The following is an 18565-nucleotide window of genomic DNA, read 5'->3' as shown; positions in this document are numbered from 1 at the left end:
TTCATGAATTGGTAAAATGTGAAACGTGCGATCTAATAAAAAGGATCGCATTTTTTTGTTTGTAAAAATATTAATGAAGTTAGAATAACAGAAACTTAATTTAATTTAGTTAAATTTACCATACATATTATTTTATATAGTATTAATAGATTAAAATCTTAGTTCTAAACACTTGTCTCACAAGGAATTGGAGCGCTTTCATACTAAACCGTTTTCATATAGGTAAATGTGTCTAAATTGTGAACGCGCTGGAACATTCCTAGTCAAAAAAGCTTTGACTTTCTGAAAAAATAATTGGTATTCTTAGATTCATACCGATTGGTAGGGGAGGATTACTAAGGAATGAAACATATTAGAGATGGTGGAAGTGTTTGAAGACAACGAATTAAAATATAAAACCATTCTACATATTGAAGTAATTCGTTAGAAATCACCCCTACCACGGATTGCTTCTATAAGTCTACCAGTTAGAAATGCATGTACAAACGATATTAGTTCCAAATGAAATCAGAAATATACTAGATTTTATCGCTTTAAAATGGACTGCATCTACCGGAGAGTGGAGTGAGGATTCATTCTAACAAAATATAAGCAAGCCACGACAATATCATTTAATACAATAAGAAAAAACTTGAAGGAGATGTACAAATTACATGAGCAATACAGCAGTAAACGTTAACAATCCAAAGATGATGGCATTTATACTAATGTTCGGTACATTTATTGGATTATTCGGAGAAACAGCATTAAATATGGCATTATCCAATATTATGGAGCAATTTTCAATCTATGCTTCCACGGCGCAATGGTTAACAACAGGGTATTTATTAGTATTAGCAATTTTAGTTCCTGTTTCTGCACTGTTAATGAAATGGTTCAGTACGAGACAATTAGTAATCGGAGGACTTATTCTTTCTTTACTTGGAACGATCTTAGCGGCATTGGCTTTAGACTTTATAATGTTGTTAATGGGACGTGTTGTTCAAGCGATAGGCACTGGCATTTTAATCCCAGTCATGACTAGTGTTCTACTAATTATCTTCCCAGTCCATAAACGTGGAGTAGTTATGGGAATTATGGGACTTGTCATCACGTTAGGACCTGCATTAGGACCGACACTTTCTGGAGTTATTATTAGTACGCTCGGTTGGCCTTACATTTTCTGGATTAGCGCAATTTTATATATACTATTAACCATTTCCGCGATTATAAAAATCGAAAATGTCTCAGAGATTACTAAACCAAAAATTGATTTTACATCGGTTGGTTTGTCTACAGTTGGTTTTGGTGGGTTAATCTATGCATTGGCAACAATGGCAGCAGCACCGATCACATCACCTCAAGTATGGGGACCATTATTAATAGGGATCATTTCACTTTTATTATTCGGTCTTCGCCAAACGAGAATGGATCAACCAATGGTCAATTTGAGTGTTTTTAAATATCCAATGTTTACATTAGGGACTGTCATGATGTTTTTAGGTATTTTAATGATTTTATCTACGGGAATATTATTGCCATTATACTTAAAAGGTGCGTTATTATTAACGGCAATGATGGCTGGGTTAGTATTACTTCCTGGTAATGCGGTGAACTTTGTTTTATCTCCAATTGTTGGAGCTTTATTCGATAAATTCGGACCGCGTTTCTTCGTTATTACTGGATCAGTTATTATTGTGATTGGAAATATCATGTTTATTACTGTCATTTCAGCATCTACACCAGTATGGCAAATTTTAGTTGCTTTTATGATTCTATTCTTCGGATTAACGATGGTCATGATGCCTTCCCAAACGAATGCATTGAACCAATTACCGCGTGAACTGTATTCTGATGGTTCGGCTGCAATGAATACATTAAATCAAGTAGCTGGTGCAGCAGGTACAGCAATAGCCATTACACTATTCACAGCTGGCCAAAACAGTTTATTAGCTAGCACACCTACAGCATCTGAACCAGAAATTCTAGCTGCAGGTATCCAATATGCCTTTTACTTTGTTGGTGGAATTTCCGTACTTGTATTATTATTCTCTTTATTTGTAAAATCTAAAGTTGAAGTAAAGGAATCATCAAAAGTTACTGTGAAAGTAGCAGAATCGGTTCGAAAGTAAACAGCTTAATAAAAACTAACTAAAGAAGAAACTATTCGCAACAGGTATCTGGAGCGAATAGTTTTTTTTAAGAAGAAATGATTTTTTCAGAAATATTACTGATGATATCTCCTCTGCTTAAAACACCAATTACACGACCGGCTCCATTCACAACGGGCAGTTTTTTGAAATGATGCCTGGATATTAAACGAAGTGTTTTTTCAAATTCTTCATCAGGTGCTACGTAGATTGGATTCCTTTTCGTCATAATTTCTTTCACTTCTGTTCCTAGCTTTTCTTGAATGACATCCTCAATTTCTCCGTCTTCAATCATATAAACAAGTCCAGCGAAACCTACAGGCTTTGGCGCGAGATATCGTAGAACATCTCCATCAGAAACCATACCGATTAAACGGCCTAGTTCATCGACTACAGGAACACCACCAATACGATTCGAATATAAAATTTGTAACAATTCCTTAATGGTATTGGTTGGTTTTACGGTATACACTTTCGTAATCATAAAGTCTCTTACTTGCATTAAGGATCCCTCATTTCTAGTTGAGAACGTATATATTGATAATATAATTATAGTTTATCATACGAAATTATTGATATACCTTATATAAAAGTGACTTTTCTATGAAGTTAGTAGGAAGGGGAAGTGTGCATTGCTTGGTCAAGTATGAAATGGATGTTATTGGATTATGAATTAGTCTACATCGTATATTCAAAACTGATATTAGGGAGAAAGAACTATTGTTTAACTTTTCTGAATTTATTACAATTAAATTACATTCAGAGCCTTTATTCCAAAGTGAACAAAGGCTTTTATTTTTTGTTTGTGTAAATATAGCTTGGTATTCTTGTTCTTTATAACGGACGAAGTGAGGGGTTTAATTAAAAAACTAATTGTTTTTATGATGCTGTTTTTTCTTCTTGTTGCATGTAATTCAACAGATGATACCGAAAACATGGAAAATCAAGAGAATGGCGAAAAAAATACGAGCCAAAATGACGAGGACCAACAAAATAACGAACCAAATGAGGAAGAAGATAATTCAGAGGATGATAATACGGAAGTAGAAGATCAGGCAGGAACAAACGATACAGATGGAATTGGTGGTGATTATCCGAGCTGTGAGGGGATTATATTTGAAGCAGGTAAAGAAATAGATGGAAGTACATTAGCAGATTGTGTGGTAGAAGCAATGATCAGTCAGCAATCCGGAAGCCACATAGTAAGAGATGATACAGGATTTTCTTCTACCGTTGATTTTAAATGGGATCCTAACTTTTCACTCAGTCTTCATTCTAATGAATTTAGTGTTGTACTGAAAGAAGATACAGGCTGGGTGAACACGGGGACTGGTTGGATTCAAGCCGATTCAAATTCGACAGAACCAGAAGTGATGATGGCAACTTCACTCATTGATCTATATCGTGTATTTTCTGATCCTCGCTTTATTGCCGAATATTTAGGTGCTGTTCCTACATGGACAGTTGTAGGGGAGGAATCGACTCCAGATAGTGAAGCTTTTGTAGATATTGCGTGGAAACTGACTTCGGATGATGTGGTAGATATGGGCCTTTCAGTATTGACAGATTGGGAGTACTGGATTACATCCGATTATCTTGGGGCATATTTTGCAGCAACTGGAACGAGCGGAGATTTCACGGTAAGAACTTCCAATACGTTTATACAATGGGGTGGAGAAGTAGAAATCCCAGATCCAGAATAAAATAAGCTAGGGTGAAGAGAGCATGAAGTTTAGACAGATTTTTTATATAATAAGCTTAGGATTCTTGTTATTCGGTTGTTCCAATGATAATTCGGACGATATCGAGACTGTAGATGGAAACAATACTGAACCTGGACAAATAGAAGAAAATGAATCACCTGCCGAAGATAACTCGGAAAACGACGTGAATGATGAACTGGACACAGAACGATTTCAAACAGAAGACGCCCAGGAAATTATGCAACTAGAACCTGGAATATATGGGGAAGACAATTACGACGAAGATAAAGTTAAAGAAATTCTTGCTAAACTAGATAGTAATTTAACTGGAGAAGAGTATTACTTACAAATATTAGCTTTAGCCGCAGATGATTATCGAGACCTTTACGAACAAATCAACCAGTTCGACACATCATTTGATGGTCCGACTGAAGCTCCAGATGGGAGTGGATCAGAAGGAACGAATGCTTCAATAGAGAAAGAAGTCAACGTTGCGATATTATTGGATGCTAGTGGAAGTATGGAAGAAACATTAGATGGTAAAACGAAAATGGAGCTTGCCAAAGAAGCAATCGAATCATTTGTATCTATTCTTCCCGAACAAGTAAATGTTTCTTTGCAAATTTATGGGAATGAAGGGGATGGGCAAGCTGGTGATAAGGAAAAATCTTGTAATAGTACTGAAGTGGTCTATGAACTAGCACCATATGATGAGTCAAAATTTGGAGAAGTGCTAGAAGGAGTTAAACCAGGTGGTCAAACCCCGTTAGCTGCATCTATTTCTAAAGCGTATGACGATATACAAAACAAGGCAGAAGAAGGTGCTGAGAACATCGTATATATTGTTAGTGACGGGTTAGAGACATGTGGTGGAAATCCTGTAGAGGAAGCGGAGAAATTAAATCAATCCGATATGCAAGCAGTCGTTAATATTATTGGCTTTGATGTAGATGATGAAGGACAAAATGAACTAAAGAAGATAGCGGATGCTGGTGCAGGAAAGTACTTGACGGTTAAGTCCCAAAAAGAGATAGAAGAATTTTTTAATCAAGAAAAAAGAGAACTCGATAAGGCATGGTTATCATGGCAATCTGATAATGTTGATGATTACTACGCAAAGGAGCGAGAAAAGCTAAACCAAGTCCATGATTTGAAAAATAAAATCTATGAAAAATCAGATCTTGAGAGGGAAAAATTCTTCATATTATCAAACTATTTATTGGAAGAGCTAGCATTTGATAAACAGATTGAGCTTCATATTAATCAAGAAATAAGGAAACGATATAACGCAATTCAAACTTTTACACGTAGTAAAATGTCTGAACTAAATACCGAAATACGGGATAAAGCCAAGGAATTAAGAATAGAGGTAAGAGATAGAGGGGAGGAAGGGAGAGAATAGCTGAGGTTCTAATGGAGAGTTAAGTAACGGTGATTATAGTTTAAATGTAGTGTTAACCACATCGTGGATAGCACTACATTTTTTGTGCTTTGAAATTTTATTTTATTTGAAACATTTTTTGAATTATTTCGTATGTAACGAATGAAGAGTGGGTTTTTCTCGTACGTCGAAAAAGTGATAAACATACAGCAGGAAATATTGCATTCTAGTATGAAAAACTTGAAATCCGAGAGGTGATAAAATGAAAATAAAACATGTGAAAATAACTCTTTTTTTAATTTCCATTTTTGTTTTTGGCTACCATATTCTTAATTTATTTAATTTATGGGTAGATATTCCGGAAAAAATCGCGGTACATTTTACAAATGATACACCAGATAATTGGGGTCCAAAATACATGTTGTTTATTATGCCTATTTTAAGTATTGGCATTTGGGCGTTTATTGGATTATTAGTGAAAAAACCTGAAAAGTTGAACTATGTGAATTTAACGGAGGCAAATAAAGAAATTCAGTTTTCCAATGCGGAAAAAGTATTAGTCTTGATTCAATATTTAAGTTTAAATACCTTTATTCTAGCAAACGAAGCCTTGCTCAGATATTCAGTCGGAATGGATTCTAGCATTCCTTTAATGATAGCAGTCATTCTTTTAGTTATCTGTTTTATAGCTCCTATCTTTTTATTAATTTGGGCTGCTACATTGAAGTATTAGAAATTCAGTTACAAAAGCTGGAGTGAAGCGGAGAGGTGATTAATTATAATCGCCATTTTCTTAAGAACAACTCGTCAACATTATTATTCTTTTACATATGCGAGCAAGTATGGGAAAGAGGAATTTGCAAGCTCATTCGATTTGCAATATAACAGTGTAGTGCACATTAATTTTTATGTGGGTTGTATTCTAGGGGGAAGAACTTAAATTAAGGTTAGGTTGGGAGAAAATAATAATGCTCATCTTTATAGCTATCATATTAATCGTGTTTCTATTCGATTTTACAGGAATTAGAAGGCAACATAATAAGATTATCGAACAGAATGACAAGATTATTTCTTTATTGGAGGAGATTAAAAATAAGTAGGGAGTGGGATTGGAAAGAGAAATTAATTTATTCACCAACTCACGAATCTTTACAAATAAATAATCGTTATGGGTTTTTGATGTCTTTCTATCTTTTAGATAATCAATCAAATTAGCAATTTTTCGTAATACTTCATCTATCAATACTTAATAATGTATTGCAATTTATCACTTTCTAAAAGTTTATAAAAGAGCGTATGATTTAGCTGGGTATATTCGTTATATAAGTAGGAGGTGCTTACTATGACAAATTTACAAGCAATAGGTGAAGAGACGAAGGATATATGGATAAAGTATTGGAAAATTGTTCAGCCATATCGAAATCAATTATGGCATTATTGTTTGCGTTTAACAGGAACACCATGGGATGCAGAGGACTTACTACAAGATACTTTATTGAAGTCATTTGCATCTTTATCTGCTTTATCTCATCGGCAACAGAAATTGCAAACAAAATCGTATCTATTTCGGGTAGCTTCTAATCACTGGATTGATCAATGTAGGAAAAGTGGAAGGTTTTCTAGTCAAGAGATTGAAGAGAATGATATAAAAGAAGATTTCATTGACCCCCTTGATGCAAATGAAGCAATATTATCGTTAGTAAAAAACCTTACCCCAAAACAAGCAGTTGTATTTGTACTTATGGAATCATTTCAATTCAAGGCAAAAGAAGTAGCGCAATTATTAGCCAGTACGGAAGGTGCCATTAATGGAATTCTCAATCGTGCAAGAAAAAAGCTTACTGAGATTCGAGAGTTTGATCGGGGGAAAATGAAGAATGCAAATGTCATCGCTCAATCAGAAAATGTAAAAGAATTTATTGCAGCATATAATCGAATGGATTTCAACGGACTTGCGAATATGCTTCAAGAAAATGCTACATTTAGTTTTGTTGAGATGAACAGTAAGGAATATGGAAAAGAAACAATCCTAAAATACTCTCTAAATCCAAACCATTTAGAGGAAATACAGGATGTACATGCAATTCATCAATATTTATTTGGAAAAGAAACTATCATATTTATTAAAAAGACAGAACATGAACCAATGTTATATGATGTCAACACTATTGACTGGCAAGATGGAAAAATTGCAAATTGGGACTGCTATTATTTTTGTAGAGAATTTATGCGATATATGGCTGAGTACTTAGAATTATCTCTTGCTCCAGTTGATACAGTGTGGTATTGAAAGATAGGTTGGTTCGTTATGACAAAAAGTGACTAATTATTCTAAACAAAAAAGATATATCATTTTACCAAAAAAGTGCTAATTCATTTTTAGCACTTTTTTTAATTGATCTAAGTATCTCCTTCTAGGAGTAAATTAGTAGATAGTGAAACTTTATACTTTAATTGTTCGTAGTTAGGATTAAGGCAATACAAAAGGAGTGTACACAATGAAGAAATATATTATTTTTGCGATTAGTTTTATTGTATTATTTTCATTATTTCACATTCTATTTGGAATGATCCTTACCTTTATATATACACCAGATGTATCTGATGTCCGAAATGCAGGTGAATTGTCTCAAGAAGGAGTTATTTTAGGGAATAACAGTAATTATTTACCAAATTTAATTATTGCTTTTCTTTCTGCTTCTATTGCTTATGTGATCCCGAAAAAAATTAATAAGTAATTAGATAAAACTTTTGGTCCATCCTCAATTGGGTATGCTACAGCGAATATGACGTATAATTTAACCGACGGTGCAATGATTGTTTTAACTGTGGCAAATATGAAAACTATGAATGGACAAATTTTTGGCGATAGTCCAATTCCTGCGGATGTAAAAACTACATATTTGAAAGCAGAGGTAGAGGCAATAAAGTGGTTAGAGGGAAATAGTAATTAATAGGAAATTATTTTTATTAACCTTTAAGTTAACGGGATAAATTACTGAATAATAATTGGAGTGGAAACGTTGAAAGAAACTAATGATGTAAAGGAATATGAGGATACTCTTGATGCTGTTAATCATCTTTATGAGGAGGATGCTAAATCATTGTTAAGGCTAATTTATGGCTTTATTAACACTGCAAATTCAGGTAATGGTGGAGATAAAGTGAAATTGGAAATTGTAGATAAAATATCGGATATATATAAACAAATTCCTGAATTAAACGAAATAAGGAAAAATAAACTTAAATAGAATTTAGAATATGTTTAGATGTTTTATTGGAAGAGTTATTTATAATAATTCGATTAATACAGTTCATGTTAAGTAATGGATTATGTGCTTTACATAAATAAAATGAAGCTACACGCAAGATAACAAATGGGCAGATTACCTGAATAAGTGAAAAATAAAACTCGATTCCTCAACATCGTAAGGAACGAGTTTTCTGTATTTCTGACACTACTTGTTAGTTTTGTCTCTTTATATAAGAAGGATTAATCGTAAATTACATTTTTACCTTCTTCCGTTATTTTTTGTAAAGATGCTAGCATTTGATTAATTTGCTCATCCGTATGTCTTTCCCATGAGCCTAATTCTGCTATTATTTTCAAAGGTGATTTAGACCTGTAGGAACGTGTTGGGTTTCCTGGGAATCTTTTGTCGGTTAAGTTTGGATCATTTTCAAAATCACCTAATGGTTCTACAATATATATTCTTTCCTTCGATTCAGATTTGGCTAATTCAGCACCCCATTTTGCAGCTTCTAATGTCGCTGTAAAATAGATATAGTTCGATTTTTTGTTTTGATAATTGGATAAGTGTTGCGGTTCTAAAAGATCGCCAATTTTTAGAGCTGCTTTTGTACCATGAAAGAAGGGACCTAGATCTAATACATCTTTTTTGTCATTCATATGGATACACCTCATGTTTCATTAGATTTGTATATAACAGTATAGTATCCGAACTACAAAAAGAATAGTCTATAAATTAACCATAGAAAGTAGTATAATGGAAGTAGAAGGTATAAAGGTGATAAATATCTATAAGTGGGCGCACTCATTAACAAAATGAAGTGTCCTTTTTTATATAGTTTTCTTTCTTAAATTATTCTGACTAACTACTAATCTCCGCGGATGAAGACGTAGTGTAAGATTGACAATAGAGTTGCCAAAAAAGTCATTGTTGAAAGGGGTAAATTTTCGATTTACTTCTATAACTCTAATTTTATTTTTCGGAATATTACGTTAGCATTTGTGATAAACGACAATAAGCGGGATTAATTGAAGCAGAAATGTACTGTAATATTCTATTAGTTATGGAATGGAGTGACTTGTAACATGGATATTAGAAAACCAGATGAGATAGAAATGGAACAGATTTTTGAACTTTCTCCACAGGCGATAATTGAAGGCACTTTAGGTGAAGTAGAACCAACGATTGAAAAGGCGAGAAAATTGGTGGAACCTATTATAAAGAAGGGAGGTTATTACTTAATTGCAACAGAAAACGGTAAGTTAATGGGTTGGATACTTTTAGGAGGAAGCAAGGATCATTTTTTAGATAAGCAAGTTGGATTTATTTATGAACTATTTGTGTTAGAGGATTATAGAGGGAAAGGTATTGCTAAACAATTAATAAAAACAGGTATTGAACAGTTGAAAGAAGATGGGTATTCCGAAGTGCGTTTAACTGTATTTGATGGGAATCCTGCGATTCATATATATGAAAGCCTAGGTTTTAAAAACAGGACCATATCGATGAGTATTACATAGAACATAAACTCGCTTACATTGTATTATGTGTAAGGCAAAAAAGAGTAGCAAAGTGGTAATTTTGCTACCTAGATCAAGATTGTATTTGTTTTTTGAAAAACCAACTGTGATATAGATGAGATAAATAATAGGTGAACCAAATTGTAGATAGACTCCAGTACCAAGTCCATTTTTTGTACTTAATAAGTTTCGTATATTTGAGCATTAGTAATTCGAACGCTGTAATAAGACCAGAGTGGAAAAAGTAATAAAGCAGCTTGATTAAATTATTTTTCTTTTCTGGGTAGTACAAGTTAAATATGGTACATAGCGCGGGATACACAAAATATTCAAAAGTAAAACTAGATTTATTCGTTTTACTAAAAAATAAACGTTTAGGATACGAAATTAGATTTTTTTCTACGACGATTAATCCAAAAAGCCATGTAATGACCTGTTTAAATAAAAAAATAACCTGTGCTTCTCGGATTCTATGTTTAGGAACAAATTTAATTAGTAAAAGTACAGTACCAATCCATGCGGTAATTTCGATTATTTTCTCTACCTTCTTAAACATCATGTTCACCTCAATTATTAAGGTTTGCTAAAAATCTGGTACTTATGTATTAGATTGAATGTCTGGTGAGCGAATTGTAATGTTGTTACAAAAGTTTACGAGTTAACAGAGGGGACAGTAATTGATCCTTTTTCTTATGGAAAAACTTATAACAGTGTCGGAATATTGTGTTAGTATGAAAACGTACTAATAATTTAGAAATTGGAAGCATAAGAGAATTCTTTAGGTGGTGAAATATAGTGATTTTAATTTCAATATTAATTGCCTTATTTTCTATCGTAATGAGCCTTTATGTATTTAAAGTAGTAAAGGATAAAAAATACTTATGGTCTTCTTTAACATTCTCAGGAATGAACCTTCTCGGTGGTTGGGTCTTTGTGATTTATAATCTTTATATAGTAGGTTTAATTTCATTTATTATTCCATGTTTCTTCTTTTATTATCATTATAAGGAATCTATTAAATCATTGTTTGTGAGTAAGTGAAATAGGTGATAAGAAAAGATGCTAGATTAGGAGTATTTCTACGTAATGGGGTGTGAAGATGAACATAAGAAGAGCGGATTTACATGATGCACCAAGTATTGCAAAGGTTCATGTTGATAGTTGGAGAACGACTTATAAAGGCATTATCCCAGATGACTTCTTAAATAAATTATCTTATGAACGGCGAACAGAATTGTGGAGGAACAATATTAAACGTGAAGATAATTATGTTATTGTAGCTGAGAATAATGACGGCCAAATTGTTGGCTTTGCAGATGGCTGGAAGAGAGAAACGAATAAAGAGGAAAATGCTAGTGATTTAACTTCGATTTATTTACTAGAAGAATATCAAGGACAAGGAATTGGAAAGATGCTGTTTAAAGAACTATTTCGGCATTTTAAGCAATGTGGTTATGAGAAGATCTTTGTAGAAGTTTTAGAGGATAATAAGAGTCGTTACTTTTATGAAAATTATGGTGCGAAATTAGTAGAAAAAGTACCGATCAATATTGGTGGAAAAACAGTAAATGAATTAATTTATGTATGGGATAATGTGGACGAAGTTTATAAGAGATAATTGTTCAAATTTATCCTTAAAAGAAGGGAAGCCGGAGATATTTTGGAAATCATTATTTTATTAGGGATAATTGTACTCATTATTACTGGAATATCCATCGAAGTGACTCTAAAAAAAATGAGCGAACAAAATTCAGAAATAATAGATTTGCTAAAACAGTTAAAAGAGAAATAAGCTCTCATATTCCTAGGGGGTGTTGTATTGAAATATAAAGCAACGACCAATAGATGGCTACAAGTTACTAGTTTATTGTTAATATTGTTCATTATGTTTACTGTTACTGAAATTTGGATGCTCTATTACCTTATTCCACTTGCGATATTTGTATTTTTAACTATTTTTATGGTATTTACAGTAGTAATTACAGATGGATTTTTAACATTTCAAATACAAGTACTTACGCTAACTATATATAAGAAGACTGTTAGTCATGAACAAATTGAGATGTTAAAATATAAACGAGTTGGTTGATGGCATCGATGTGTGATAGTGAAAAATTATAAAGGGTTTAATTTTCGTATCGTAAATTTCAACTCCCATAGATAGAATTTGCTAGTAGGCATGATATACCAATTGAAAAAACGAAAGAGTATATACTATTGGAAAGATAAACTTTGGTGCCTGACACCACCCGAATATTGCCAGAGTTCGACAAATTTCGGGAGGTGTCAGGCACCAATTTTTTTAAAATCTATGAAATTGTTCGATTGGTAAGACGAATACGGTTGCTCCTCCTACTAGTGCGCGATAACCTGGTAGAAAGTCTTCTGTGCTTCCTCCTAATGGGGAGATTGGTGGGATTTCTTTCTCACGTTGTTTTCCTGTTTTTTCTATTAATCGTAATACCTCGAGTACCCGATTATCTTCTGTTCCAATTAAAAACGTGGTGTTCCCGGTACGTAAAAATCCACCTGTACTAGATAATTTAGTTGCACGGACATTATGTTTGTTAAGAACTTTCATCAATGCTTGGCTATCTTGATCTTGAACAATGGCGACAACTAGTTTCATGTGAATTCTCCTTTTTCCTCTTATAAGTTAAGTTTAGCATATATTATTCTACTAAGTATGAAAATAGACCTGACCTTTTCCATCATTTTACAAACTATTAATACTTCCTTAATATTCCAACAGTATGATTGATGGTGTCACAATCATTACATAAGGAGGAATACGAATTGAAAAAAGTATTATTGTCACTAGTAATGGTATTATTTATTGTCGCTTTGGCAGCTTGTGGTGATTCTAGCGATGACAAGGAATCGAAGGAAAAGAATGAAAATAATTCTACTGAAACAGCTGCAAATAATAATAACGATAATAATTCGGAATCTAGCAATCAAGTAATTGAATCATTATCTATTGGCTTCGTTCCATCAAGAGAGCCAGATGAGATTATTACAGCTACAGAACCTTTGAAAGAATTGCTAACAGATGAATTAGCAACATTAGGATATGATGTGGAAGAAGTAGATATTACAGTAGGTACAAACTATGAAGCAGTTGGAGAAGGGCTTTCAGCAGGGACGATTGATATTGGGCTTATCCCAGGTGGTACATACGTATTATATGATGACGGTGCAGAAGTTGTGTTAACAGCGACTCGTGCAGGTTTAAGCAATGATTCTGACGATGCAAAATATTGGAATGATAATAAGCCAACAGAAGCATCCGATAATCAAGTGACTTATTATCGTGCATTAGTAATTGCTGGTCCATCTGAAATAGGACAAGCATTAGCGGATAAAGTTAACAATGGGGAAGAATTAACGTGGGATGATGTAAATAGTGCATCATGGGCTGTAATGTCGTCCTCTTCTCCGGCAGGATATATTTATCCAGCAATTTGGCTAAGTGATAATTTTGATAAAACAATTACAGATCTTGATAACGTTGTTCAAACCGATTCATATGGGAGTGCTTTTGCTCGCTTAGCTGTTGGTCAAATTGATGTATTAGTTACATATGCAGATGCTCGTCGTGATAATGCAGATGCTTGGAACGGTGATGGGACGATTTGGGAGGATACGAATGTCATTGGCGTGACTCCTGGCATTTATAACGACACGATCAGTGTAAGTAAAAACTCTAAGATAATGGACGAAGATTTAAAATCCGCTATCCAAACTGCATTTATGAATATTGCAGAAACAGATGCTGGAAAAGAAGTCATTTCTATTTACAATCATGAAGGCTACCAACCAGCTTCATCGGAGGATTATGATAATGAACGCAAAGCGCAAGAAATTGTAAAAAGTCTACAATAGACTGTTTGAATCAAACAAATATATGAGGCTGTCTCAAGAAAAGGGTTTGGCCCCTTCCATTAGGGAGGCATCCTTTTGAGATTAGCCTCATTTTTAATAAGGTTGGGATGATAGATGATTGAGTTTATCCATGTAGAAAAAATTTATTCAAATAAAGTAAAAGCATTACAAGATGTGAATGTTAAGATTGACAAGGGCGAATTTGTGGCGGTTATTGGTTTATCTGGAGCAGGTAAATCGACATTAATTCGTTGTATTAATCGGATGCATGATATAACAAGTGGAAAACTAATCGTAGATGGCGTTGAAGTTAATACATTAAAAGGGAAGCAGATTCGAACATTCAGGAAACGAATTGGGATGATTTTTCAGTCGTTTAACCTTGTTACACGGACCTCAGTTTTAAAAAATGTCCTTGTTTCCTTCGTACCAGATCTTCCTTTTTGGAGGAAAGTAACGGGGATTTTCTCTAAAGAACATAAAATAGAGGCGCTAACTGCATTAGACCAAGTAGGGATTTTAGATAAAGCTTATGTCCGTGTCGATCAATTATCTGGTGGTCAACAACAGCGGGTCGCCTTAGCGCGAACTCTAGCACAACAGCCAGATATTATTTTGGCAGATGAGCCAATTGCGTCTCTTGATCCGGTAACGGCCAAGCAGGTAATGGATGATTTTCAACGGATTAACGAAGAATTAAAAATCTCCGTTATTATGAATATTCACCATGTAGAGATGGCTTTACAATATGCAGAGAGAATTATTGGTGTACGAGATGGGAAAATCGTTTTTGATGGAAAGACGGAGGCAGTGACACAAGAGGTACTGGATTACATTTATAAGGGTGAAAGAGAAGTACAGCAGGCAGTCGAAGGGGAACAAGCTTATGTATGATAAAATCTTCCCTCCTAAACGTATTGCTTTACCAAATGGAAAAGTAGTCGAACAGAAAAGGTCACGTATGCCAATTGTGTTGGTTTTACTTTTTCTTGCATTATATTATTCCATCCAATTTACGGATTTCGAATTATCCGTTCTACTGGACAGATGGAAGGAATTTTTCTTTATAGTTTTTGAAATGATTCCGCCACAGTGGGATTATTTTCCGCATATTTGGCAACCGTTAATTGACACGATAAAAATGTCATTGCTCGGGTCTGTGCTTGGTTCCGTCGTTGCGATTCCTGTCGCTTACCTAGCTTCTTCCAATGTAGTGAAAAATAGAGCACTGGTTTCCGGTACTAAAGTTTTTCTTAGTCTATTACGAACGTTGCCAACTTTAGTCACAGCACTAATTGCGACGTTTATTTTTGGGTTAGGTACATTGGCAGGTACTGTCGCAATCTTTATTTTTACATTAGCTTATGTTGGAAAACTGTTATATGAACAAATAGAAAATGTGGAGATGGGTTCGTTTGAAGCGATGGAATCACTTGGTATGAACCGCATGCAAGCATTCCGCTATGCTATTTTTCCACAAGTATCACCGAATTTCTTATCGACAGCTCTATTCTGTTTTGAAGGAAATGTTCGTTATGCTGCTATATTAGGGTATGTTGGTGCAGGTGGAATAGGGTTGTTGTTAAATGAAGGGTTAGGCTGGCGAGACTATCCGAGTGTTGGCATGATTCTCTTCATGTTAGTTATTACCGTATTTTTTATTGAACGAATCAGTGAACATTTTAGAAAAAGGTTGATTTAAAGGGGAAAGGTGAACATGGGTACAATCGAAAGACAATTATATGCATCACCTAATCATAAACGCTATTTCACTTTCATCACGATCATTTTGTTACTATTATTTATCTGGTCGTTTACAGCGGTAAATTTACAAAATGTAGAGAGTAGCGGCTGGGAAATAGCTAGCACGATTATTGCTGGAATTTTCACACCGGATTTGGAATTGTTATTGACATTTACAACTCAAGGGGTTCCGTATTTATTGCTAGAAACGATTGCTATTGCGATATTAGGTACAGTAATTGGTGCAATTTTAGCTGTACCATTAGCATTTTTATCCGCATCCAATGTAGTACCATCTCCGATAGCATGGCTAACTAGATTGTTGTTAATATTTATCCGAACAGTGCCTGCGTTAGTATATGGGCTAATGTTCATTCGCGTGACAGGTCAGGGGCCATTTGCTGGGGTATTAACGATTGCTTTAATATCTATTGGGATGTTAGCGAAACTATTCGTTGATGCGATTGAAGATTTGGATACTAGTATATTAGAATCGATGACCTCTATAGGTTGTACGACGTTTGAAAAAATTAGATATGGCATCATTCCACAGTTGTTTTCAATGTTTCTTTCGATTATTATTTACCGCTTCGATATGAATTTACGAGAAGCATCCGTGCTTGGGTTAGTTGGAGCCGGTGGAATTGGAGCACCTCTTATCTTCGCAATGAGTGCTTACCGTTGGAATGAAGTTGGCGCAATTTTAATCGGATTAGTAGTTCTTATTTTAGTTGTGGAGTTAGGATCTAATCGGATTAGGGGGAAATTGGTGAGAGGGTAAAAGATTAATAATATTTTAAAACCCAGAGGATACTTTTGGGTTTTAGTTTTTTATCGAGTTAGTAAGAAGAAAGTGGAGCTCTTTCTTGTGCTTACAGGCTTAAGGTAAGTAAGATTGGAATATACTACTTATGTAAATTATTCTAATGTTTGGAGTGTTATTTTATGGGGGAAAGAGCACCATTTAATCTTAAGGATTTAGTTCTAAGGGTCTTTATCGTGTTAATAGCTGGCGTAGCTATTTTGAGATTTGTTTTATTTCTAACCGATTTATTTTGGGAGGATGAACATAGCCAATTTAGTCATTTGTTAATTGCGGTAATTACGAGCGTTTTGACGTTTATACTTTTATTCGCAATGCTTAAGTATGATAGGTTCAGCTGGAATCAACTTGGGCAAGGAACACTTAAACAGAATGTAAAATCGTTTCTTCTTGGACTCTTTCTATGGATAGTTCCAGCGGCTATTGGTTTAGTAATTTGTATTTCGTTAGGTTGGGTAGACTTAAAACTGAATTCTAATATCGATACTTTGTTATGGAGCATCTTATTATTGTTTGTTACGGTATTTTTTATGGAAGCTTTACCAGAAGAATTTATTTTTAGAGGGTATATTTATCAATACTTAAATGTCGTATTTCCACATTGGGCTACCATTATCATACAGACATTGCTCTTTTCTTTATTTGCTTACTTGATCGGAGCAATGTATTCGATGGAACAGATTCAATTCATACCTGGTTTTGCGATTATTTTAGGTATATTTCGAGCGATTTCAGGAAGTGTGTGGACATCGATTGGGTTTCATGTTGCGATTATGACCGCTACACAAATTCTGGGGCCTGTTCATGGTCTGTTTGAAGTAAGTAATATGTTCACATTACAATTTATTGCATTTATTTTACTACCAAGTACTATTGGAGCGATTGTGTTGTCGTTTATGTTTACGAATTTTAAGTGGGGAAATAAAGAGGCGTTATAAAAATAAGTTTCAGACGGTTCTGGTGCGTTTAGCATTCGAGTCGTCTTTTTTTGATTGGGTTTTTAGCAGGATATTACAATTATTTCAACTAATAGCCGGAATATTACTCTATCATTACAAATTTCGACGATTACCTCTATTAATCTAGCTTCTATGATATAATGGACTCAAATTTTGTTATAAAAGAGGTAATTATGATGAAACTTTCTACTAGATTGGTAATGTTTAGTGCAGTAGTTACTGTAGCTATCATTTTAGTATTTTCTTTTACTGGAAAAGAAATTCTTTCAAAAGAGGAAATACTAGTTTCCCAGCATAGTTTGAAAGATTTACAACAACAGGAATGGGATAAAGACACGAAAGACTTGAAAGTGTTACAAGATATAGAAGAGCAAAAAAGAAAAGAAAAAAAAGAGCGACAAAGACTAGAGGAAGAAAAGCGGGAACAGGAAAGGATCGCTAAGGAAAAAGAAGAGCAAGAGCGATTAGCGAAAGAAGCGGAGAAACGTAGGATTGCGGAAGCTGAAGCTGAAGCTGAAGCAAAGGTGAAAGAAGAAGAACAAAAGACGGTTGTACAAAAGAAGCAAGAGAATAATAGTAAACCTAAGGCTTCCGTGACTGAGGATAAGAAGGAAAAAGTAGCGACAAAGCCGAAACAAAATGCTAAAGGCTATCCAGGTGTTAGTGCCTATGAACGGGAAGTTGTTCGGTTAACGAATATCGAGAGAGTAAATAACGGGTTACCAGAACTAAAGATTGATGCAAAATTAAGCGAAGTGGCATGGTATAAGTCGAAGGATATGGTCGATGTTGGTTATTTTGATCACCAAAGCCCAACTTATGGTTCACCATTCGATATGATGTCGCAGTTTGGAGTAAGTTATACTGCTGCAGGTGAGAATATTGCGTATGGATATTCGACACCAGAAGCGGTAGTGAATGGTTGGATGAACAGCCCAGGGCACCGAGCGAATATATTAAATGAAAAGTTCACACATATTGGCGTAGGACATGTATCACAAGGTCATTACGCAACACAAATGTTTATAAAGAAATAATATTATGGGTGCCTAGTATAGTAAATAGTCATTAAATACAAAAAAACCATCGTTTCTAGTAAAATGGAAATACCTATCACAGAACTTCCATTTACTTATCCCAAAGGAGAGATGAAAACGATGGTTTCTAATTT

The 18565-nt window shown here is 34.3% G+C and carries 24 protein-coding genes; 20 read left to right on the top strand and 4 right to left on the bottom strand.

Annotation, left to right across the window (positions count from 1 at the left end):
- The first annotated feature begins 653 nt into the window (after positions 1 to 653).
- Positions 654 to 2111 (top strand): DHA2 family efflux MFS transporter permease subunit, encoded by a 1458-nt coding sequence (locus tag IEV35_RS18055; protein WP_188386056.1) that lies wholly within the window; start codon positions 654 to 656, stop codon positions 2109 to 2111.
- Positions 2112 to 2178: 67 nt separating this feature from the next.
- Here IEV35_RS18055 and IEV35_RS18050 read toward each other — a convergent pair whose 3' ends face one another.
- Positions 2179 to 2631 (bottom strand): CBS domain-containing protein, encoded by a 453-nt coding sequence (locus IEV35_RS18050; protein ID WP_188386055.1) that lies wholly within the window; start codon positions 2629 to 2631, stop codon positions 2179 to 2181.
- A 382-nt stretch (positions 2632 to 3013) separates the two neighbouring features.
- On the opposite strand from IEV35_RS18050, the gene IEV35_RS18045 reads away from it, so the two are divergent.
- The 8 genes from IEV35_RS18045 to IEV35_RS18015 all read left to right on the top strand — a co-directional run bounded on the left by IEV35_RS18045 (position 3014) and on the right by IEV35_RS18015 (position 8464).
- Complete coding sequence (locus tag IEV35_RS18045; protein WP_229740799.1) at positions 3014 to 3832, top strand: hypothetical protein; 819 nt, start codon at positions 3014 to 3016, stop codon at positions 3830 to 3832.
- A gap of 22 nt (positions 3833 to 3854) precedes the next feature.
- Positions 3855 to 5234 carry a vWA domain-containing protein gene (locus IEV35_RS18040; RefSeq protein WP_188386053.1) on the top strand — a complete coding sequence of 460 codons (1380 nt, stop codon included), beginning with the start codon at positions 3855 to 3857 and terminating at the stop codon, positions 5232 to 5234.
- Positions 5235 to 5475: 241 nt separating this feature from the next.
- The gene (locus IEV35_RS18035) at positions 5476 to 5946 is read left to right on the top strand and encodes a DUF1648 domain-containing protein (protein ID WP_188386052.1); all 471 of its coding nucleotides are present in this window, start codon (positions 5476 to 5478) and stop codon (positions 5944 to 5946) included.
- A gap of 235 nt (positions 5947 to 6181) precedes the next feature.
- On the top strand, positions 6182 to 6313 hold the full coding sequence (locus IEV35_RS20350) for a hypothetical protein (protein WP_268237938.1): 132 nt from the start codon (positions 6182 to 6184) through the stop codon (positions 6311 to 6313).
- Positions 6314 to 6555: 242 nt separating this feature from the next.
- The gene (locus tag IEV35_RS18030; RefSeq protein ID WP_188386051.1) at positions 6556 to 7503 is read left to right on the top strand and encodes an RNA polymerase sigma factor; all 948 of its coding nucleotides are present in this window, start codon (positions 6556 to 6558) and stop codon (positions 7501 to 7503) included.
- Between the two features lie 208 nt (positions 7504 to 7711).
- A complete protein-coding gene (locus IEV35_RS18025) occupies positions 7712 to 7951 on the top strand; it encodes a hypothetical protein (protein ID WP_188386050.1) in 240 nt (79 codons plus the stop codon).
- A 48-nt stretch (positions 7952 to 7999) separates the two neighbouring features.
- Entirely contained in the window at positions 8000 to 8167 is a 168-nt protein-coding gene (locus tag IEV35_RS18020; protein WP_188386049.1) for a hypothetical protein, read from the top strand.
- A gap of 69 nt (positions 8168 to 8236) precedes the next feature.
- Complete coding sequence (locus IEV35_RS18015; RefSeq protein WP_188386048.1) at positions 8237 to 8464, top strand: hypothetical protein; 228 nt, start codon at positions 8237 to 8239, stop codon at positions 8462 to 8464.
- Between the two features lie 242 nt (positions 8465 to 8706).
- Here IEV35_RS18015 and arr read toward each other — a convergent pair whose 3' ends face one another.
- Complete coding sequence (arr, locus tag IEV35_RS18010; RefSeq protein ID WP_188386047.1) at positions 8707 to 9123, bottom strand: NAD(+)--rifampin ADP-ribosyltransferase; 417 nt, start codon at positions 9121 to 9123, stop codon at positions 8707 to 8709.
- 426 nt (positions 9124 to 9549) lie between these two features.
- On the opposite strand from arr, the gene IEV35_RS18005 reads away from it, so the two are divergent.
- Positions 9550 to 9984, top strand: coding sequence for a GNAT family N-acetyltransferase (locus tag IEV35_RS18005; protein WP_188386046.1), 435 nt, complete (start codon positions 9550 to 9552; stop codon positions 9982 to 9984).
- 73 nt (positions 9985 to 10057) lie between these two features.
- On the opposite strand, the gene IEV35_RS18000 is transcribed toward IEV35_RS18005, so the two are convergent.
- Entirely contained in the window at positions 10058 to 10540 is a 483-nt protein-coding gene (locus IEV35_RS18000; protein WP_188386045.1) for a CBO0543 family protein, read from the bottom strand.
- 239 nt (positions 10541 to 10779) lie between these two features.
- On the opposite strand from IEV35_RS18000, the gene IEV35_RS17995 reads away from it, so the two are divergent.
- The 4 genes from IEV35_RS17995 to IEV35_RS17980 are packed head-to-tail and all read left to right on the top strand — an operon-like array spanning position 10780 to position 12073.
- Complete coding sequence (locus IEV35_RS17995; protein WP_188386044.1) at positions 10780 to 11025, top strand: hypothetical protein; 246 nt, start codon at positions 10780 to 10782, stop codon at positions 11023 to 11025.
- 58 nt (positions 11026 to 11083) lie between these two features.
- A complete protein-coding gene (locus IEV35_RS17990) occupies positions 11084 to 11602 on the top strand; it encodes a GNAT family N-acetyltransferase (protein WP_188386043.1) in 519 nt (172 codons plus the stop codon).
- On the top strand, positions 11603 to 11776 hold the full coding sequence (locus tag IEV35_RS17985) for a hypothetical protein (RefSeq protein ID WP_188386042.1): 174 nt from the start codon (positions 11603 to 11605) through the stop codon (positions 11774 to 11776).
- Positions 11777 to 11803: 27 nt separating this feature from the next.
- On the top strand, positions 11804 to 12073 hold the full coding sequence (locus IEV35_RS17980) for a hypothetical protein (protein ID WP_188386041.1): 270 nt from the start codon (positions 11804 to 11806) through the stop codon (positions 12071 to 12073).
- A 213-nt stretch (positions 12074 to 12286) separates the two neighbouring features.
- Here the strand turns inward: IEV35_RS17980 and darA are convergent, their stop codons facing one another.
- Positions 12287 to 12613, bottom strand: a complete 327-nt coding sequence (gene darA, locus IEV35_RS17975) for a cyclic di-AMP receptor DarA (RefSeq protein WP_188386040.1) — start codon at positions 12611 to 12613, stop codon at positions 12287 to 12289.
- Positions 12614 to 12780: 167 nt separating this feature from the next.
- Between darA and IEV35_RS17970 the strand changes: the two genes are divergently transcribed.
- The 6 genes from IEV35_RS17970 to IEV35_RS17945 all read left to right on the top strand — a co-directional run bounded on the left by IEV35_RS17970 (position 12781) and on the right by IEV35_RS17945 (position 18431).
- The gene (locus IEV35_RS17970; RefSeq protein ID WP_229740798.1) at positions 12781 to 13869 is read left to right on the top strand and encodes a PhnD/SsuA/transferrin family substrate-binding protein; all 1089 of its coding nucleotides are present in this window, start codon (positions 12781 to 12783) and stop codon (positions 13867 to 13869) included.
- Positions 13870 to 13983: 114 nt separating this feature from the next.
- Positions 13984 to 14763 carry a phosphonate ABC transporter ATP-binding protein gene (gene phnC, locus IEV35_RS17965; RefSeq protein WP_188386039.1) on the top strand — a complete coding sequence of 260 codons (780 nt, stop codon included), beginning with the start codon at positions 13984 to 13986 and terminating at the stop codon, positions 14761 to 14763.
- Complete coding sequence (gene phnE, locus IEV35_RS17960) at positions 14756 to 15571, top strand: phosphonate ABC transporter, permease protein PhnE (protein WP_188386038.1); 816 nt, start codon at positions 14756 to 14758, stop codon at positions 15569 to 15571. The genes phnC and phnE (IEV35_RS17960) overlap by 8 nt, the downstream gene beginning before the upstream one ends.
- A 15-nt stretch (positions 15572 to 15586) precedes the next feature.
- Complete coding sequence (phnE, locus tag IEV35_RS17955) at positions 15587 to 16393, top strand: phosphonate ABC transporter, permease protein PhnE (RefSeq protein WP_188386037.1); 807 nt, start codon at positions 15587 to 15589, stop codon at positions 16391 to 16393.
- A gap of 164 nt (positions 16394 to 16557) precedes the next feature.
- Positions 16558 to 17373, top strand: coding sequence for a CPBP family intramembrane glutamic endopeptidase (locus IEV35_RS17950; RefSeq protein ID WP_188386036.1), 816 nt, complete (start codon positions 16558 to 16560; stop codon positions 17371 to 17373).
- Between the two features lie 197 nt (positions 17374 to 17570).
- A complete protein-coding gene (locus IEV35_RS17945; protein WP_229740797.1) occupies positions 17571 to 18431 on the top strand; it encodes a CAP domain-containing protein in 861 nt (286 codons plus the stop codon).
- Positions 18432 to 18565 lie beyond the last annotated feature (134 nt).

Source organism: Ornithinibacillus halotolerans, assembly GCF_014637405.1.
GTDB lineage: Bacteria > Bacillota > Bacilli > Bacillales > Amphibacillaceae > Ornithinibacillus > Ornithinibacillus halotolerans.
The sequence above is the reverse complement of the archived record's forward strand: the minus strand, read 5'-3'. Positions and strand labels throughout refer to the sequence as shown.

Excerpts from the sequence above, each read along its gene's own strand:
- IEV35_RS18040 (WP_188386053.1), top strand. The coding sequence starts at position 3,855 with ATGAAGTTTAGACAGATTTTTTATATAATAAGCTTAGGATTCTTGTTA.
- phnE (WP_188386037.1), top strand. The coding sequence starts at position 15,587 with ATGGGTACAATCGAAAGACAATTATATGCATCACCTAATCATAAACGC.
- IEV35_RS17950 (WP_188386036.1), top strand. The coding sequence starts at position 16,558 with ATGGGGGAAAGAGCACCATTTAATCTTAAGGATTTAGTTCTAAGGGTC.
- IEV35_RS17990 (WP_188386043.1), top strand. The coding sequence starts at position 11,084 with ATGAACATAAGAAGAGCGGATTTACATGATGCACCAAGTATTGCAAAG.
- arr (WP_188386047.1), bottom strand. The coding sequence starts at position 9,123 with ATGAATGACAAAAAAGATGTATTAGATCTAGGTCCCTTCTTTCATGGT.
- darA (WP_188386040.1), bottom strand. The coding sequence starts at position 12,613 with ATGAAACTAGTTGTCGCCATTGTTCAAGATCAAGATAGCCAAGCATTG.
- IEV35_RS18035 (WP_188386052.1), top strand. The coding sequence starts at position 5,476 with ATGAAAATAAAACATGTGAAAATAACTCTTTTTTTAATTTCCATTTTT.
- IEV35_RS18045 (WP_229740799.1), top strand. The coding sequence starts at position 3,014 with ATGCTGTTTTTTCTTCTTGTTGCATGTAATTCAACAGATGATACCGAA.
- IEV35_RS17945 (WP_229740797.1), top strand. The coding sequence starts at position 17,571 with ATGAAACTTTCTACTAGATTGGTAATGTTTAGTGCAGTAGTTACTGTA.
- IEV35_RS18005 (WP_188386046.1), top strand. The coding sequence starts at position 9,550 with ATGGATATTAGAAAACCAGATGAGATAGAAATGGAACAGATTTTTGAA.
- IEV35_RS18030 (WP_188386051.1), top strand. The coding sequence starts at position 6,556 with ATGACAAATTTACAAGCAATAGGTGAAGAGACGAAGGATATATGGATA.
- phnE (WP_188386038.1), top strand. The coding sequence starts at position 14,756 with ATGTATGATAAAATCTTCCCTCCTAAACGTATTGCTTTACCAAATGGA.
- IEV35_RS18025 (WP_188386050.1), top strand. The coding sequence starts at position 7,712 with ATGAAGAAATATATTATTTTTGCGATTAGTTTTATTGTATTATTTTCA.
- IEV35_RS18000 (WP_188386045.1), bottom strand. The coding sequence starts at position 10,540 with ATGTTTAAGAAGGTAGAGAAAATAATCGAAATTACCGCATGGATTGGT.
- IEV35_RS18050 (WP_188386055.1), bottom strand. The coding sequence starts at position 2,631 with ATGCAAGTAAGAGACTTTATGATTACGAAAGTGTATACCGTAAAACCA.
- IEV35_RS20350 (WP_268237938.1), top strand. The coding sequence starts at position 6,182 with ATGCTCATCTTTATAGCTATCATATTAATCGTGTTTCTATTCGATTTT.
- phnC (WP_188386039.1), top strand. The coding sequence starts at position 13,984 with ATGATTGAGTTTATCCATGTAGAAAAAATTTATTCAAATAAAGTAAAA.
- IEV35_RS18020 (WP_188386049.1), top strand. The coding sequence starts at position 8,000 with ATGACGTATAATTTAACCGACGGTGCAATGATTGTTTTAACTGTGGCA.
- IEV35_RS18055 (WP_188386056.1), top strand. The coding sequence starts at position 654 with ATGAGCAATACAGCAGTAAACGTTAACAATCCAAAGATGATGGCATTT.